Consider the following 16,150-nt stretch of genomic DNA (forward strand, 5'->3'; position numbering starts at 1 on the left):
TCTGCGGGGGTTTTCGCGAGTATAGAAGTGCGTCGCGATTGTGTGAGCAGCTCGTGCGATTCAGCGTTTGCCGTAAAGCTTCGCCTGCCCCGGTGGCCGCGTTTTAAAACGACGGTGCGCCCACAAGTATTGTTCGGGGCAACTGAGAATGGCCCGCTCCACCCACTGATTCACCCGCAGGCAGTCTTCTTCCTCGGACTCGCCAGGAAAATTGCGCAGTGGCGGATGTATCACCAATTTATAGCCGCCGCCGTTGGGCAGACGTTTCTGCGTGAACGGCATCACCTGCGCACGGCCCAGGCGGGCGAACTTGCTGGTGGCCGTAACGGTGGCGGCAGTAATGCCAAACAGCGGCACGAACACGCTTTGCTTGAGGCCGTAATCCTGATCCGGGGCGTACCAGATGGCGCGGCCGGCACGCAGCACTTTGAGCATGGCGCGCACGTCTTCGCGCTCAATGGCCTGGGCATCCTGGTTATGGCGCTCGCGGCCACGGCGCTGAACAAAATCGAACACCGCGTTTTTATGTTCGCGGTACATACCGTCGATGGTGTGGCGCTGGCCCAACAAGGCGGCGCCAATTTCCAACGTGGTGAAGTGCACCGCCATCAGAATCACGCCCTGCCCTTGCAGCTGCGCTTCCTGCAAATACTCCAGCCCTTCAATGTGGGCCAGGCGCGCCAGGCGTTTGGTCGGCCACCACCAGCTCATGGCCATTTCAAAAAAGGCGATACCGGTGGAGGCGAAGTTTTCTTTCAGCAGCTTTTTGCGTTCGCTGGCCGACATCTGTGGGAAGCACAACTCAAGGTTGCGCGCCGCAATCTCGCGACGAGAGCGGGCGCCCGCATACATGATCCAACCAAGCCCCCGGCCCAACCCCAGCAGCAGCGGATACGGCAACTGCACCAACAGCCACAGCAAACCGAGGCCGAGCCAAAGCAGCCAGTAACGCGGATGAAGAAATTGGCGGCGAAACTGTGGACGATCCATCGAGCTTTCCGAAAATCAAACAAAGGCGCGCATTCTACAGGACTGCACGCGGGTTGCGGCCCAACCGCGTTCTCGCTATAAGTCCGGTCTTATTCGGGGCCGCCCGCCAGCGCGCCGGCCCGTTAGTTATTTCCGACATCAGCACATTATTAAGGCCATCAGGCACCCCATGAGCCAAGCCGATCTGCTCAACCAAGACCCCGTATTCCAGCTCAAAGGCAGCATGCTCGCCATCACGGTGCTCGAGCTTGCGCACAATGATCTTGAGCGCCTGGAACAGCAACTGGCCGAAAAGGTTGCCCAGGCGCCGAACTTCTTCAGCAACATTCCGCTCGTGCTCGCGCTAGACAAACTGCCCGCCGCCGAAGGGATTCTCGACCTTGGCGAGCTGATGGCGCTGTGCCGTCGCCATGGTTTGCGCACCCTGGCCATTCGCGCCAACCGTGAAGAAGACATCGCCGCCGCCCTGGCCCTCGACATCCCGGTGCTACCGCCTTCCGGCGCACGGGAAAAGCTCGTAGAACCGGTGGAGATCACGGCGAAAAAGAAGGCGGAAAAACCGCCAGAGCCTGTGGTTAAACCGACCAAAGTTATCAATTCACCCGTGCGTGGCGGTATGCAGGTGTATGCCCAGGGTGGCGATTTGATCGTGCTAGCACCCGTCAGTGCCGGTGCGGAACTTCTCGCTGACGGCAACATCCATGTTTACGCGCCCATGCGCGGCCGTGCTCTGGCCGGGGTAAAAGGCGACACCAAAGCGCGGATTTTCTGCCAGCAGTTGGGCGCCGAAATGCTCTCGATTGCAGGGCAATACAAGGTCGCTGAAGACCTGCGCCGCGACCCGCTATGGGGCGATGCAGTTCAGGTCAGCCTGACCGGTGACGTGTTGAACATCACCCGGCTTTAACGGATACTGCGGCCACTTTTCAGGACACAAAACGGGCATCTGGAAGCCACCTTTTCGTTGGCGCCAGATTCCCGCATTTCTTCATATTTGGGGTGAATCACCTTGGCCAAGATCCTCGTAGTCACATCCGGCAAAGGTGGCGTCGGTAAAACCACCACCAGCGCCGCCATCGGTACCGGCCTCGCCCTGCGTGGGCACAAGACTGTCATCGTCGACTTCGACGTCGGTCTGCGTAACCTCGATCTGATCATGGGCTGTGAACGCCGCGTTGTGTACGACTTCGTTAACGTCGTTAACGGCGAAGCCACCCTGACTCAAGCGCTGATCAAAGACAAACGCCTGGAAAACCTCTACGTTTTGGCCGCCAGCCAAACCCGCGACAAAGACGCGCTGACCAAAGAAGGCGTGGAAAAAATCATCAACGAGCTGCGCCAGACCTTCGAATACGTGGTTTGCGACTCGCCAGCCGGTATCGAAAAAGGCGCTCACCTGGCGATGTACTTCGCCGATGAAGCCATCGTCGTAACCAACCCGGAAGTGTCCTCGGTACGTGACTCCGACCGCATGCTCGGCCTGCTGGCCAGCAAGTCGCGCCGCGCCGAACTGGGCGAAGACCCGATCAAAGAACACCTGTTGCTGACTCGCTACAACCCAGAGCGCGTGCAGAAAGGCGAAATGCTTGGCGTCGAAGACGTTGAAGAAATCCTCGCCATTCGCCTGCTCGGCGTTATTCCCGAGTCGCAAGCGGTACTCAAGGCGTCCAACCAGGGCGTGCCGGTAATTCTCGATGACCAGAGCGACGCCGGCCAAGCTTACAGCGATGCCGTCGACCGCCTGCTGGGCAAAGAAGTCGCGCACCGTTTCCTCGACGTTAAAAAGCAGGGCTTCATGCAACGCCTGTTCGGAGGTCGCGAATGAATATTTTCGACTTCTTTCGCGAGCGTAAAAAAGAGACCACCGCCTCGATTGCGAAAGAGCGTCTGCAGATCATCGTCGCCCACGAGCGCGGCCAGCGCAGCAAACCGGACTACTTGCCGGCCTTGCAGCAAGAGCTGGTTGAAGTGATCCGCAAATACGTGAACATCGACTCGGATCAAGTGCAGGTTGCCCTGGAAAACCAAGGCAGCTGTTCGATTCTCGAGCTCAACATCACCCTGCCGGATCGTTGATTCGAAGGGTTCAGATAACGGCGGCTTCGGCCGCCGTTGTCGTTTTTTGCGAATGTGTTTTTGTAGGGCCTCTGCATGCCGCTGTCGAACGTTGAAATCGTCTACCAGGACGAACAGATCCTGCTGGTCAACAAGCCCACCCTGCTGCTCTCGGTGCCTGGGCGCGCGGACGACAACAAGGATTGCTTGATCACCCGCTTGCAAGAAAACGGTTACCCCGAAGCGCGCATCGTGCACCGCCTGGACTGGGAAACCTCGGGCCTGATTCTGCTGGCCCGCGATACCGACACCCACCGCGAGCTGTCGCGCCAGTTCCATGACCGCGAAACCGAAAAAGCCTATATCGCCTTGTGCTGGGGCCAGCCGGAACTGGACAGCGGCAGCATCGATCTGCCCCTGCGCTACGACCCACCGACCAAACCTCGCCATGTGGTTGACCACGAACACGGCCGCAACGCCCTGACCTTCTGGCGCGTGCTCGAGCGCTGCGGCGACTGGGCTCGTGTCGAGCTAACCCCCATCACCGGCCGCTCGCACCAATTGCGCGTGCACATGTTGTCCATCGGCCATCCGCTGCTGGGCGACGGCTTGTACGCCCACCCACAGGCGCTGGCCGCCTATCCGCGCTTGTGTCTGCATGCGGCAATGTTGGCCTTCACGCATCCCAAAACCGGCGAGCGTTTGCGCTTTGAATGCCTAGCGCCGTTCTGATTAATGAAAAGATGGGGCTGAGTACCACACCGGCCTGACCCATATCAGGATGTTGTGTCACTCGCGTTACAAAACATTGCAGAAAGCAACAGTGATGGCCTCATAATGGCGCCCTTTCACTCGTCACCAGCACGGAGGCTGGCGCAATGTTTATTCAACAGCTTCATCGCGACTACCCCTTCCCCGTGCAATTCCAGAACACCACGTTGTTCCTGCGCGAAGCGCCTGATGCTTCCGCGCTGCAAGCCCTGGAGCAATTGGTGCATGGCCGCAAGAACGCCAACCACAAACGCTACAGCCGCCCTTTCTGCGCGGGCAGCAAAGCGTTGTTCGCCAAGATTCAGCCGCTCACTGACATCAAGTCCAAGCTGCGTGTTACCTGGCGCAAAACCCATCGCGATGGGCGCTATGACTGGGCCATCGAAGAGCTGATCAACACCGCCGAAGCCAATCGCCGTGGCGCGCAGGTGCCGCCGCTGGTGGGCTTCGGTCATACCAAATCCGGGCTCGGCATTACCCGTGAACTGTTCCTGCTCACCGGGCTGCTGAACGATCTGGTCGACGGCCACTTGTGGCTCAAGCAAAACCCGGAAGCGGTGAATCAGTTCATTGCCACCGCCTTCGCCCTGCTCGGCAGCCTGATCGAGAAAAACATTACCCATATGGATTTTTGGGTAGGCAACGTGATGATTAGCGCGGACGGTACCACCGCGCACGCCATCGACCTGGAAAACGGTTTCTCCCACCGTTCGGAATACTTCAGCGAAACCCTGGGTTTCCAGATGGGCTTCTTCTATTACCGCGAGATCCACAAGTTCATTATCGAACGGCACTACGACGCGCTGGTGGAGGCGTTCATTGCCACGCAAGGGCCGCTGGACCGCGCCCGCTTCGACGCGGTGTACCAGCTCGCCAAGCACGAGAAAGTGGGCCGCAAAGAGCGTCGTGACGTGTTTCTCAGCGGCAAGCTGGTGATCGGCTGAAGCCTGCGGCGGTATACGGTAAACTCCGCGCATTGCCGCCTGGAGTGCCTTATGCGCGAAGAATTGAATCAGGGCCTGATCGACTTTCTCAAGGCCTCGCCAACGCCGTTTCATGCCACCGCCAGCCTGGCCATGCGCCTGGAAACGGCCGGTTATGTGCACCTCAATGAGCGGGAAACCTGGCACACCGAAGCCGGTGGCCGCTACTACGTTACCCGTAACGACTCCTCCATTATCGCGTTCAAGCTCGGCAAGCGCCCAGCGCTGGAAGGCGGTTTGCGCCTGGTTGGCGCGCACACCGACAGCCCCTGCCTGCGGGTAAAACCGCAGCCGGAATTGCAGCGCCAAGGCTTCTTGCAGTTGGGCGTGGAAGTGTATGGCGGCGCCCTGCTCGCGCCGTGGTTCGACCGCGACTTGTCGTTGGCCGGGCGCGTCACCTTCCGCCGCGACGGCAAGGTTGAAAGCCAGCTCATCGACTTTCTGGTGCCCATCGCCACCATTCCCAACCTGGCCATTCACCTGAACCGTGAAGCGAACCAGGGCTGGGCGATCAACCCGCAGAACGAATTGCCGCCGATTCTGGCCCAGGTTGCAGGGGACGAACGCTACGACTTCCGCGCCCTGCTCGCCGATCAGCTCGGTCGCGAACACGGCCTGAATGCCGACGCGGTGCTCGATTACGAGCTGAGCTTCTACGACACCCAGGACGCCGCCGTTATTGGCCTGAATGCCGACTTCATCGCCGGCGCACGTCTCGACAATCTGCTGTCGTGCTTCGCCGGCCTGCAAGCGCTGCTGCACAGCGCCGACGAAGAAAGCTGCTTCCTCATCTGCACCGACCACGAAGAAGTCGGCTCCAGTTCCTGCTGCGGCGCCGATGGTCCGATGCTCGAGCAAGTGCTGCGCCGCGTGCTGCCGCAAGACGAAGACTTTGTGCGAGTGATCCAGAAATCGCTGCTGGTGTCGGCCGACAACGCCCACGGCGTGCACCCCAACTACGCCGACAAACACGACGGCAACCACGGCCCGAAGCTCAACGCCGGTCCGGTGATCAAGGTCAACAGCAACCAGCGCTACGCCACCAGCAGCGAAACCGCCGGCTTCTTCCGCCATTTATGCCTGGCCGAAGAAGTGCCCGTTCAAAGCTTCGTGGTGCGCAGCGACATGGGCTGCGGCTCAACCATCGGCCCCATCATCGCCAGCAACCTGGGCGTGCGCACCGTCGACATCGGCCTGCCGACCTTCGCCATGCACTCCATTCGCGAACTGGCGGGCAGCCATGACCTTGAGCATCTGGTGAAAGTGCTCACGGCGTTTTACGCGACCGAGTTGTTCTAAACCCGAGCCTAAATCCTGTAGAAGCGGCTGGGCGGCATCCCGATGAGCCGCGATGCTGTTAAAAACATCGCGGCTAATCGGAGTGCCGCCCAGCCGCTCCCACAAGGAATGAACCCTCCCTACTCCGGCACTTCCACACTCACGTGAATCGCGTCGTGCCGCCAGCATTCGATGTCGCAGTCAATCAAGCGACCGTGCTGGTCGCGGTTCACACGGGTAATGCGCAGCGCCGGGCTGCCCACCGACACCTTCAAGGCCGCCGCCGCTTCCAGATGCAACGCCGTGGGCACCATGTCAAAGCGCACGCGGCCGTAATGAATGCCGTATTCGCGGGCGTATAGCTCAGTCAGCGACAAGGTCAGGTCAAAATCGAGAATGCCGGGGAAGTACGCCGGGTTCAGGTAATGCTCGACGTACAGCACCAGCCGGCCATCGACGCGCCGTGCGCGGCGAATCTGAATCACGCTGGATAACGCCGGCAGTTCAAGCAAATCGCAAATTGCCGCAGGCGCTGGCAACAGCCGTGCGGCAATCACTTCGGTGGAAGGCGTGCGCCCTTGTTCGCCGACCATAGCGTCAAAGTGGCTACGCACCAGCGGGTTGTAGGCCAGGCGTGGCAGCGACACAAACCAGCCACGGCGCTCTTCCCGGTAAATCAGGCCTTGAGCTTCCAACTGGCCCAAGGCTTCGCGCAAGGTAATGCGCGTGGTGTCGAACACCTCGCTCAGTTTGCGCTCGGCCGGCAACTTGCTGCCCGAGGGCAGCAGGCCATGCTCTATCTGTTCTTCCAGTGCGCGACAGATCGCTGTCACGGCACGGGGCGCCTCGTCTCGCATTAATTGCCCTCATCTGGACTAGTCCAGCCCCATTTCGGAGCCGACTCGAGCGCCGAAACTGCCCGAAACCTACAAATAACCCTAGCCAGCCTAGATGACTATTGGATGACACGGCTGTGCTTTTGCACGCCTCATGCCAACCGTGTGCGGCCAACGATATTTTTTAAATCAAGCACTTATCCATGGTCTACGCTTGCTGGACGCTCGCCCTGGGAACTTTTGCCGGGCGGCGTGCCAGAGCGGTCCGACACAAAATTGTCATCCATTACCGCTAACTTGGCTTGGCTATTGCTGATCTAGACCAACACCCTCAACACGAAGGAGCGTCGAATGAAACGCCTGTTGCTAGCTTCAATCCTGGGATCGACCATTGCTCTGGCTAACCTTGCCATGGCCGCCGATACCGACCTGAAAAGCCTGGAAGCCGCCGCCAAGTCCGAGGGCGCGGTAAACAGCGTGGGCATGCCAGACAGCTGGGCCAACTGGAAAGACACCTGGGTCGACCTGGGCAAACTCTACGGCCTCAAGCACCTGGACACCGACATGAGTTCGGCGCAGGAAATCGCCAAATTCGCAGCGGAAAAAGACAACGCCACCGCCGATATCGGTGACGTGGGTGCGGCCTTTGGCCCCATCGCGGCGCAGCAGGGTGTAACCCAACCCTACAAACCCAGCACCTGGGCACAGATTCCCGAGTGGGCCAAAGACAAAGACGGCCACTGGATGCTCGCCTACACCGGCTCCATCGCCTTCATCGTCAATAAGAAGCTGGTGAAAGACGTACCGAAGTCCTGGGCCGACCTGGAAAAAGGTAAGTACAAAGTCGCCATCGGTGACGTCAGCGCTGCCGCTCAAGCAGTAAACGGCGTACTGGCTGCCGCCATTGCCAAAGGCGGTGACGAGAAGAACATTCAGCCGGGCCTCGACCTGTTCGCTGAAATCGCCAAGCAAGGTCGCTTGTCGCTGTCCAACCCCACCATTCAGACCCTGGAAAAAGGCGAAGTGGAAGTGGGCGTGGTCTGGGACTTCAACGGTCTGAGCTACCGCGATCAGATCGACCCAAGCCGCTTTGAAGTGCTGATTCCGTCCGACGGTTCGGTGATTTCTGGCTACACCACCATCATCAACAAATACGCCAAGAACCCGAACGCGGCCAAGCTGGCGCGTGAGTACATTCTGAGCGACGCCGGTCAGATCAACCTGGCCAAAGGCAACGCCCGTCCGATCCGCGCCGAGCACCTGAAACTGCCGGCTGAGGTGCAGGCCAAGCTGCTGCCGAACGAGCAATACGCCAAAGTTCAACCGATCAAAGATGCCAAAGCCTGGGAAGAAACGTCCAAGGCCCTGCCGAGCCTGTGGCAGGAAAACGTGATCATCAACATGGAATAAAGCGTCAGGCGGCGATAGAAGAAAGCGGCGTGACCGCTTTCTTCTTTTTCAGCCCGTACGGTCAATGCAGGAGCGGCTTTAGCCGCGATGCTTTTCAAGCGCAACAGCATCGCGGCTAAAGCCGCTCCTACAGGGACTGAGGCACGCCTTTCCAACGGTGGAATAGCACATGAAACACAACGTCATACTCGTGGTGCTCGACGGCCTCAACTACGGCGTGGCCGAGCATGCCATGGGGCACTTGCAGGCTTACTGCGGCGCTGGGCGCGCAGCGTTGTACAAGCTCGAATGCGAACTGCCGGCACTCTCGCGGCCTTTGTATGAATGCATTCTGAGCGGCGTACCACCGATCGAAAGCGGCATCGTGCACAACGATGTGTCGCGTCTTTCCACTCAAAAAAGCATCTTCCACTACGCCAGCGCGGCAGGTTTGAGCACGGCGGCAGCGGCCTACCATTGGGTCAGCGAGCTGTATAACCGCAGCCCATTCCACGCAGCGCGCGACCGTCATACCGAGGCGCCGGAATTGCCCATTCAGCATGGACATTTCTATTACGCCGACCATTACCCCGATTCCCATTTGTTCGCCGATGCCGAAAGCCTGCGGGTGCGCCACGCGCCCAACTTCCTGCTGGCGCATCCGATGAACATCGACGACGCCGGCCACAAGCACGGTCTCGACAGTCCGCAATACCGCAACAGCGCCCGCAGCGCCGACCTGTTGCTCGCCGAATACCTGCAACGCTGGCTCGACGCCGGCTATCAAGTGCTGGTGACCGCTGACCACGGCATGAACAACGACCGCTCGCACAACGGCCTGCTCACCGAAGAGCGCGAAGTGCCGCTGTTTGTGCTCGGCGATGCCTTCAGCCTCGACAATTTTGCCCAACCGAAACAAACCGACCTGTGCGGCACCATCTGCGAACTGCTGGGTGTGCCCCACGACAAACCTGTCTGCCGGGAGCTGTTGAAGTGAGTTCAGTCACCTGTGGTAAATGGCTCGGCCTGCTGTGCCTGCTGCCCTTTGCCGTTTTCTTTATTGCCTTTCAGATCGCGCCGTTGCTGTGGGTGGCGATTAACAGCCTGGACAGCGCCGCCGGCTGGGGCTTGAGCAACTACGCGAAAGTGTTCAGCTCGAAGTTCTATTTGCAGGCCATTCAGCACAGCCTGGAAATTTCCTTCTGGTCGAGCGTGATCGGCATCGTGATCGCCATTCTCGGCGCGTATTCGCTGCGCAAGGTCGACAGCAAACTACGCGATTTCGTCATGGCGTTTTCCAACATGACCAGCAACTTCGCGGGCGTGCCGCTGGCGTTTGCCTTTGTGATTCTGCTCGGCTTCAACGGCGCGCTGACCATCATCCTTAAGCAAGCCGGCGTCATCGACGACTTCAACCTGTATTCGAAAACCGGCTTGATCGTGCTCTACACCTACTTCCAGATTCCCCTCGGCGTGCTGCTGCTCTACCCCGCCTTTGACGCGCTGCGTGAAGACTGGCGCGAGTCAGCCGAACTGCTGGGCGCCAGCACCTGGGACTTCTGGCGCCACATCGGTTTGCCAGTGCTGACGCCAGCGCTGCTGGGCACGTTCATCATTTTGCTGGCCAATGCCTTGGGCGCTTACGCCACCGTGTACGCCCTCACCACCGGCAATTTCAACGTCCTGCCGATTCGCATCGCGGCCATGGTGGCCGGTGATATTTCCCTCAATCCAAACCTGGCCAGCGCCCTGGCGATGGTGCTGGTGGGGCTGATGGCGGTGATTACCGTGGTGCATCAATGGCTGTTGAAGAGGAGCTACCATGTCACGCGTTGAAACCCGGGCAGCCGGGCTGTATCACCGCACGGTGGTCACCGTGCTGTTCCTCATTCTGTTGCTGCCGCTGGCCGGCACCCTGCTTTACTCCGTGTCCACTAGCTGGTCGGCGACCATCCTGCCCGACGGCCTGACGCTGAAATGGTATGCACAGCTGTGGACCGATCCGCGTTTTCTCACCGCATTCGGGCAATCGCTGCTGGTGTGTTTTGGCGCGCTGCTGCTGTCGGTGCTGCTGATTTTGCCGCTGCTGTTCGTGGTGCATTACCACTTCCCCAAGCTCGACGGCTTGATGAACATTCTGATCTTGCTGCCCTTCGCCGTGCCGCCCGTGGTGTCGTCGGTGGGCCTGTTGCAGATCTACGGGTCCGGCCCGCTGGCCATGGTGGGCACGCCGTGGATTCTGATCGGCTGCTACTTCACCGTGGCGCTGCCGTTTATGTACCGGGCCATCACCAACAACCTGCAAGCGATCAACCTCACCGACCTGATGGACGCCGCTCACCTGCTCGGCGCCAGCACCTGGAAAGCGGCCTTTCTGGTGGTGCTGCCCAACCTGCGCAAGGGTCTGATGGTGTCGTTGTTCCTGTCATTTTCCTTCCTGTTCGGCGAGTTCGTGTTCGCCAACTTGCTAGTCGGTACGCGCTACGAAACCTTGCAGGTGTACTTGAACAACATGAAAAACAGCAGCGGCCACTTCAACAGCGCGCTGGTGATTTCCTACTTCTTTTTTGTGCTGCTGTTCACCTGGGCAGCCAACCGTTTGAACAAGGACAAAGCATGAGTTTTCTGAGCATTCAGGGGCTGCACAAAAGCTACGCCGCCACCTCGATTTTCAGCGATATCAACTGCGAAATCGGCAAGGGCGAATTCGTGACGCTGCTCGGCCCGTCCGGCTGCGGCAAGTCCACCCTACTGCGCTGCATCGCCGGCTTGACGGAAGTGAACGGCGGCAAAATTCTGCTTGAAGGCAACGACCTGGTGCCGCTGTCGCCGCAGAAACGCGACATCGGCATGGTGTTCCAGAGCTATGCGCTGTTTCCCAACATGAGCGTGCAACAGAACGTCGCCTTCGGCCTGCGCATGCAAAAAGTCAGCAAAGACGACAGCGCCAAGCGCGTGAAGGAAGCGCTGGACATGGTGGAACTCGGCACCTTCGCCGACCGTTACCCGCACCAGCTTTCCGGTGGCCAATGCCAGCGAGTGGCATTGGCACGCTCGCTGGTGACGCGTCCGCGTTTGCTGCTGCTCGATGAGCCGCTTTCGGCCCTCGATGCGCGCATCCGCAAGCACCTGCGCGAGCAAATTCGCAGCATTCAGCAAGAGCTGGGACTGACGACTATTTTCGTGACCCACGACCAGGAAGAAGCGCTGACCATGTCGGACCGCATCTTCCTGATGAACGCGGGCAAAATCGTGCAAAGCGGCGACGCCGAAACCCTCTACACGGCACCGGTCGATGCCTTTGCCGCCGGTTTTATCGGCAACTACAACCTGCTCGACGCCGATGCTGCCAGCCGCCTGTTGCTGCGCCCGGTGAACAGCCGCGTGGCGATTCGCCCGGAAGCGATTTCCTTGGGCAACGGTGATATCGACGCTCAGGTGCGCAGCCACAGCCTGCTCGGCAACGTGATCCGTTATCGGGTGGAAGCCCGTGGCGTCGAACTGCTGGTGGACGTGCTGAACCGCAGCGCCGATGACGTGCATGGCAACGGTACGCAGCTGACCCTGAGCATCGACAGCAACGCGATCCGGGAGGTGGCGTGATGGCCCTGGCGATTTTCGACCTCGACGACACCCTGATCGACGGCGACTGCGCCAGCTTGTGGAGCGAACACATGGCCGATATCGGCTGGGTGGACGGCGAGTCGTTTGTGAAAAAAGACCACGAGCTGATGGCGTTGTATGCCGAGGGCAAACTGGCGATGGAAGACTACATGACCTTCAGCCTGTCGCCGCTGGTGGGGCGCACCGCCGAGGAAGTGGCGTTTGTGGTCGAGCCGTTCGTGGAAGATGTCATCGAGCCGATTTTCTTCAGCGACGCCACCCGTTGCCTGGCCACGCACCGCGCGGCCGGCGACCGGATTCTGGTGATCTCCGCTTCAGCGCATTTTTTGGTCAGTGCCATTGCGGCGCGGCTGAAAATTGATGACGTGCTGGCGATTGATCTTGAAGAACTGCACGGCCACTACAGCGGCAACACGCGCGGCGTGCTGACTTACCGCGAAGGCAAAGTGACGCGCCTGCACGCTTGGCTGGCTGAACAGAATGAGAGTCTGGAAGGCGCCTATTTCTACTCCGACTCGCGCAACGATTTACCGCTGTTGTCGCAGGTCAGCCACCCCCGCGTGGTGAATCCAGACCCCGTGTTGCGCGAGCATGCCGAGAAGGACGGCTGGCCGATTCTTAGCTGGCGTTAACGCTTGCCGCGCCCTCTCCCGCTAGCGCTTTGTTGCTGCGGGAGAGGCCTGACACTCCTGCTTCCGATAGTTGGGCGGTTCCCCCGCTCTGCAAACTGGCCTCCTTGGCTTACCATGGCGCGCTTTTTCCGCCCAGGCACAAGGACCGGCTGCATGCGTCACCTCAAACCGCTTACCCGCCATTACACCGAGCAAACCATTCGGGGCATCACGTTTCACCTCGAGCCGACTCAGCGGGTAGCCATCGCCGCCGCCATCGAGCAGTTCTTCACCAACCCCGAACAACGCATCACCCTCGATCCGCCGGAAGACACGCGCCTGGTTTGCCTATTAAACGGCGAACAACAGTGGGTGCTGAAATACAACCGGCTGCAGCATTGGAAGAAGCAACTGCAGAATTACCTGGGCATTCGCAAAGCGGTGGGCTTGCACGACCTGACCAATGAATTCGTCAACCTGTCGGCCATCAGCGCCAAAGCGGATTACGTGCCGCGCATCGCCGCCTACGGCTACAAGGCCCGCTTCCCGTTTCTGCGGGAGGAGTATTTGCTGATCGGTTTTTTGCCCGATCACCAGAGTGTTGACGCGCGATTGACGGTGGCGCCTGAGCAGGCGCCAACGCTGCTGCCCGAGGTGTTTCGCCTGTTCGCACGGATGCTCGACGACGGTTTCGTGCACATGGATCCCCATCCGAAAAACATCCTGATTGCGCCGGATGGCCAACTGAAACTGATCGACTTCGAATGCTGCGCCCATACCGTCATCAACCGCGATGCCAGCCTGGGTTTTCTGATGGGTTACGTGTTCACCTACTGGCTCAAACGCTTTGTCGCCCTCGACGACTACCGCGCCTGTTGCGAGCGCTACCTTCTGGCAGAACAACCGGGGCTGGATCGGCAGATGTTCGATCCGGTGTTCGAGCGCTTTCTGACCGGGCGTGTGTCGCGCTCCACCCGGTATTCAATCCTGACATCGGCTAACGCCCAGGCCGAATTTATTCGCGCCAAGCGCTGATCGTTATGTAGGAGCGAGCTTGCTCGCGAAGCACTTTGCGTCGCAACGAAGAGCTTCGCGAGCAAGCCCGCTCCTACAGGGGCAACCCGCAAATTGAGCGCAAATGGGCGACAAAAAAAGGCAGCCCGAAGGCTGCCTTTTTTGTTTATCGCCGAAGCGATCAGGTGGTACGGATCAGGTGGTCAAACGCGCTCAACGACGCTTTGGCCCCCTCGCCTACCGCGATAACGATCTGCTTGTACGGCACGGTGGTGACGTCGCCGGCAGCAAAGATGCCGGGCAACGAGGTTTCACCACGGGCGTCGACAATGATCTCGCCACGGTTCGACAGTTCGATGGTGCCCTTGAGCCATTCGCTGTTAGGCAGCAGGCCGATTTGCACGAAAATCCCTTCCAGTTCGATGTTGATGAACTCATCGGAGTTGCGGTCTTTGTAGACCAGGCCGGTCACTTTCTGGCCGTCGCCTTTCACTTCGCTGGTCAGCGCGCTGGTGATCACGTTGACGTTCGGCAGGCTGTGCAGTTTGCGTTGCAGTACAGCGTCGGCGCGCAGCTTGCTGTCGAACTCGATCAGGGTCACGTGGCTGACGATACCGGCCAGGTCAATGGCCGCTTCCACGCCCGAGTTACCACCGCCGATCACCGCTACGCGCTTGCCTTTGAACAGCGGGCCGTCGCAGTGCGGGCAGTAAGCCACGCCACGGTTGCGGTATTCCTGCTCACCCGGCACGTTCATTTCGCGCCAGCGGGCACCGGTGGCCAGAATCACGGTTTTGGCCTTCAGCGACGCGCCGCTTTCGAACTTGATCTCGTGCAGCTCGCCCGCGTTTTTCGCCGGCACCAAAGCGCTGGCACGTTGCAGGTTCATGATGTCGACTTCGTACTGCTTCACGTGCTCTTCAAGGGCACGGGCCAGTTTCGGGCCTTCGGTTTCCTGCACGGAAATGAAGTTCTCGATGGCCATGGTGTCGAGCACCTGACCGCCGAAACGCTCAGCCGCCACGCCAGTGCGGATGCCTTTACGAGCGGCGTAAATAGCGGCTGCGGCACCGGCTGGGCCACCGCCAACCACCAATACGTCGAAGGCTTCTTTGCTATTGAGCTTCTCGGCATCACGGGCGGAGGCGCCGGTGTCGATCTTCGCCAGTACTTGTTCAACGTCCATGCGGCCTTGGCCGAACAGTTCGCCGTTGAGGTAGATGCTCGGCACCGACATGATCTGACGCTGCTCAACTTCTTCTTGGAAGAGCGCGCCGTCGATGGCCACGTGGCGGATGTTGGGGTTGAGCACGGCCATCAGGTTCAGCGCCTGGACCACGTCCGGGCAGTTCTGGCACGACAGCGAGAAGTAGGTTTCGAAGTTGAATTCGCCCGGGATGTTCTTGATCTGCTCGATCACGTCCGCAGCGACTTTCGAAGGGTGGCCGCCCACTTGCAGCAGGGCCAGCACCAACGAGGTGAATTCGTGGCCCATGGGAATACCAGCAAAACGCAGGCTGATATTGGCGCCAGGACGATTCAGGGCGAAAGACGGCTTACGGGCATCGTTGCCATCTTCACGCAGGGTAATTTTGTCGGTCAGGCTGACGATGTCGTTCAGCAGGCCGCTGAGTTCACGGGATTTGTCGCTGTCATCGAGGGACGCGACGATCTCGAATGGCTGAGTAACCTTCTCGAGGTAAGCCTTCAACTGGGTCTTCAGAGTGGCGTCCAACATGATGCGGTACCTTCCGTTTACAAAATTCAGGGAAAAAAATGCCCGAGCGGATCGCGCCCAGGCATTGGGCGTGCGGAGCCGATAAAGCCCCGCAGCGCTGCTTGCTTAAACGAATTCCAAACCCAGCTAACTACGAGATGGCGGATCTGTTTTCAGTGCCGCCGCGTGACTGCGCAGCGGGCTTGGAGTCGTTTTTAGATTTTGCCGACCAGGTCGAGCGAAGGAGCCAGAGTGGCTTCGCCTTCTTTCCACTTGGCTGGGCACACTTCGCCTGGGTGAGCAGCGGTGTACTGAGCAGCTTTCAACTTACGCAGGGTTTCCGACACGTCACGAGCGATCTCGTTGGAGTGGATTTCTACGGTCTTGATCAGGCCTTCTGGGTTGATCACGAAAGTGCCGCGCAGTGCCAGACCTTCTTCAGCAATGTGCACGCCGAAAGCGTTGGTCAGCTGGTGAGTCGGGTCGCCGATCAGCGGGAACTGAGCTTTGCCAACGGCTGGCGAAGTTTCGTGCCAAACCTTGTGGGAGAAATGGGTGTCGGTGGTGACGATGTACACTTCAGCGCCGGCTTTTTGGAACTCGGCGTAGTTGTTAGCGGCGTCTTCAATTTCGGTCGGGCAGTTAAAGGTGAACGCTGCCGGCATGAAGATCAGGACCGACCACTTGCCCTTCAGGGACTGCTCGGTCACTTCGATGAATTTACCGTTGTGGAAAGCATTGGCGGTGAACGGTTTGACTTCGGTATTGATCAGAGACATTCGCTAAATCCTTCTGGTTGGAAAATTTACAGGAAGGATAGTAGGCCGATCTGTCTGAAAGAGCATATTGATTGAAACCATGGCAACGATTGGTTTACCCAAT

17 protein-coding genes are annotated in these 16,150 nt (G+C 59.4%); 13 read left to right on the forward strand and 4 right to left on the reverse strand.

Annotation, left to right across the window (positions count from 1 at the left end):
* Positions 1-60: 60 nt before the first annotated feature.
* Complete coding sequence (locus ACZZZU_RS07550) at positions 61-990, reverse strand: lipid A biosynthesis lauroyl acyltransferase (protein WP_463383470.1); 930 nt, start codon at positions 988-990, stop codon at positions 61-63.
* 169 nt (positions 991-1,159) lie between these two features.
* On the opposite strand from ACZZZU_RS07550, the gene minC reads away from it, so the two are divergent.
* The 6 genes from minC (at position 1,160) to ACZZZU_RS07580 (ending at position 6,098) form a co-directional block, all read left to right on the forward strand.
* Positions 1,160-1,897 carry a septum site-determining protein MinC gene (gene minC, locus ACZZZU_RS07555; protein ID WP_463383471.1) on the forward strand — a complete coding sequence of 246 codons (738 nt, stop codon included), beginning with the start codon at positions 1,160-1,162 and terminating at the stop codon, positions 1,895-1,897.
* A gap of 102 nt (positions 1,898-1,999) precedes the next feature.
* A complete protein-coding gene (minD, locus tag ACZZZU_RS07560) occupies positions 2,000-2,815 on the forward strand; it encodes a septum site-determining protein MinD (protein WP_122452834.1) in 816 nt (271 codons plus the stop codon).
* The gene (gene minE, locus ACZZZU_RS07565) at positions 2,812-3,066 is read left to right on the forward strand and encodes a cell division topological specificity factor MinE (RefSeq protein ID WP_108095523.1); all 255 of its coding nucleotides are present in this window, start codon (positions 2,812-2,814) and stop codon (positions 3,064-3,066) included. The genes minD and minE overlap by 4 nt, the downstream gene beginning before the upstream one ends.
* A gap of 75 nt (positions 3,067-3,141) precedes the next feature.
* Positions 3,142-3,777, forward strand: coding sequence for an RluA family pseudouridine synthase (locus tag ACZZZU_RS07570; protein ID WP_463550255.1), 636 nt, complete (start codon positions 3,142-3,144; stop codon positions 3,775-3,777).
* 146 nt (positions 3,778-3,923) lie between these two features.
* Positions 3,924-4,760 (forward strand): hypothetical protein, encoded by an 837-nt coding sequence (locus ACZZZU_RS07575; protein ID WP_463550256.1) that lies wholly within the window; start codon positions 3,924-3,926, stop codon positions 4,758-4,760.
* 51 nt (positions 4,761-4,811) lie between these two features.
* Positions 4,812-6,098: a M18 family aminopeptidase gene (locus ACZZZU_RS07580; protein WP_463550257.1), complete on the forward strand. Its 1,287-nt coding sequence runs from the start codon at positions 4,812-4,814 to the stop codon at positions 6,096-6,098.
* Between the two features lie 119 nt (positions 6,099-6,217).
* Here ACZZZU_RS07580 and ACZZZU_RS07585 read toward each other — a convergent pair whose 3' ends face one another.
* Entirely contained in the window at positions 6,218-6,934 is a 717-nt protein-coding gene (locus tag ACZZZU_RS07585; RefSeq protein ID WP_463383474.1) for a UTRA domain-containing protein, read from the reverse strand.
* Between the two features lie 330 nt (positions 6,935-7,264).
* Between ACZZZU_RS07585 and ACZZZU_RS07590 the strand changes: the two genes are divergently transcribed.
* The 7 genes from ACZZZU_RS07590 to ACZZZU_RS07620 all read left to right on the forward strand — a co-directional run bounded on the left by ACZZZU_RS07590 (position 7,265) and on the right by ACZZZU_RS07620 (position 13,572).
* Positions 7,265-8,323 (forward strand): ABC transporter substrate-binding protein, encoded by a 1,059-nt coding sequence (locus ACZZZU_RS07590; RefSeq protein WP_122493867.1) that lies wholly within the window; start codon positions 7,265-7,267, stop codon positions 8,321-8,323.
* A gap of 169 nt (positions 8,324-8,492) precedes the next feature.
* On the forward strand, positions 8,493-9,299 hold the full coding sequence (locus tag ACZZZU_RS07595; RefSeq protein WP_463550258.1) for an alkaline phosphatase family protein: 807 nt from the start codon (positions 8,493-8,495) through the stop codon (positions 9,297-9,299).
* Positions 9,296-10,138, forward strand: a complete 843-nt coding sequence (locus ACZZZU_RS07600; RefSeq protein WP_463550259.1) for an ABC transporter permease — start codon at positions 9,296-9,298, stop codon at positions 10,136-10,138. The genes ACZZZU_RS07595 and ACZZZU_RS07600 overlap by 4 nt, the downstream gene beginning before the upstream one ends.
* Positions 10,125-10,922 carry an ABC transporter permease gene (locus tag ACZZZU_RS07605; RefSeq protein ID WP_463550260.1) on the forward strand — a complete coding sequence of 266 codons (798 nt, stop codon included), beginning with the start codon at positions 10,125-10,127 and terminating at the stop codon, positions 10,920-10,922. Before ACZZZU_RS07600 ends, ACZZZU_RS07605 begins: the two co-directional genes overlap by 14 nt.
* Positions 10,919-11,905, forward strand: coding sequence for an ABC transporter ATP-binding protein (locus ACZZZU_RS07610; protein WP_463550261.1), 987 nt, complete (start codon positions 10,919-10,921; stop codon positions 11,903-11,905). Before ACZZZU_RS07605 ends, ACZZZU_RS07610 begins: the two co-directional genes overlap by 4 nt.
* Complete coding sequence (locus ACZZZU_RS07615) at positions 11,905-12,558, forward strand: HAD family hydrolase (RefSeq protein ID WP_463550262.1); 654 nt, start codon at positions 11,905-11,907, stop codon at positions 12,556-12,558. Before ACZZZU_RS07610 ends, ACZZZU_RS07615 begins: the two co-directional genes overlap by 1 nt.
* 153 nt (positions 12,559-12,711) lie before the next feature.
* Positions 12,712-13,572 (forward strand): lipopolysaccharide kinase InaA family protein, encoded by an 861-nt coding sequence (locus tag ACZZZU_RS07620; RefSeq protein WP_463550263.1) that lies wholly within the window; start codon positions 12,712-12,714, stop codon positions 13,570-13,572.
* A gap of 160 nt (positions 13,573-13,732) precedes the next feature.
* On the opposite strand, the gene ahpF is transcribed toward ACZZZU_RS07620, so the two are convergent.
* Both ahpF and ahpC read right to left on the reverse strand, forming a co-directional pair.
* Positions 13,733-15,289 carry an alkyl hydroperoxide reductase subunit F gene (ahpF, locus tag ACZZZU_RS07625; protein ID WP_122493874.1) on the reverse strand — a complete coding sequence of 519 codons (1,557 nt, stop codon included), beginning with the start codon at positions 15,287-15,289 and terminating at the stop codon, positions 13,733-13,735.
* A gap of 194 nt (positions 15,290-15,483) precedes the next feature.
* On the reverse strand, positions 15,484-16,047 hold the full coding sequence (gene ahpC / locus ACZZZU_RS07630) for an alkyl hydroperoxide reductase subunit C (RefSeq protein WP_122452823.1): 564 nt from the start codon (positions 16,045-16,047) through the stop codon (positions 15,484-15,486).
* Positions 16,048-16,150 lie beyond the last annotated feature (103 nt).

The organism is Pseudomonas sp. AC136, from assembly GCF_979258585.1.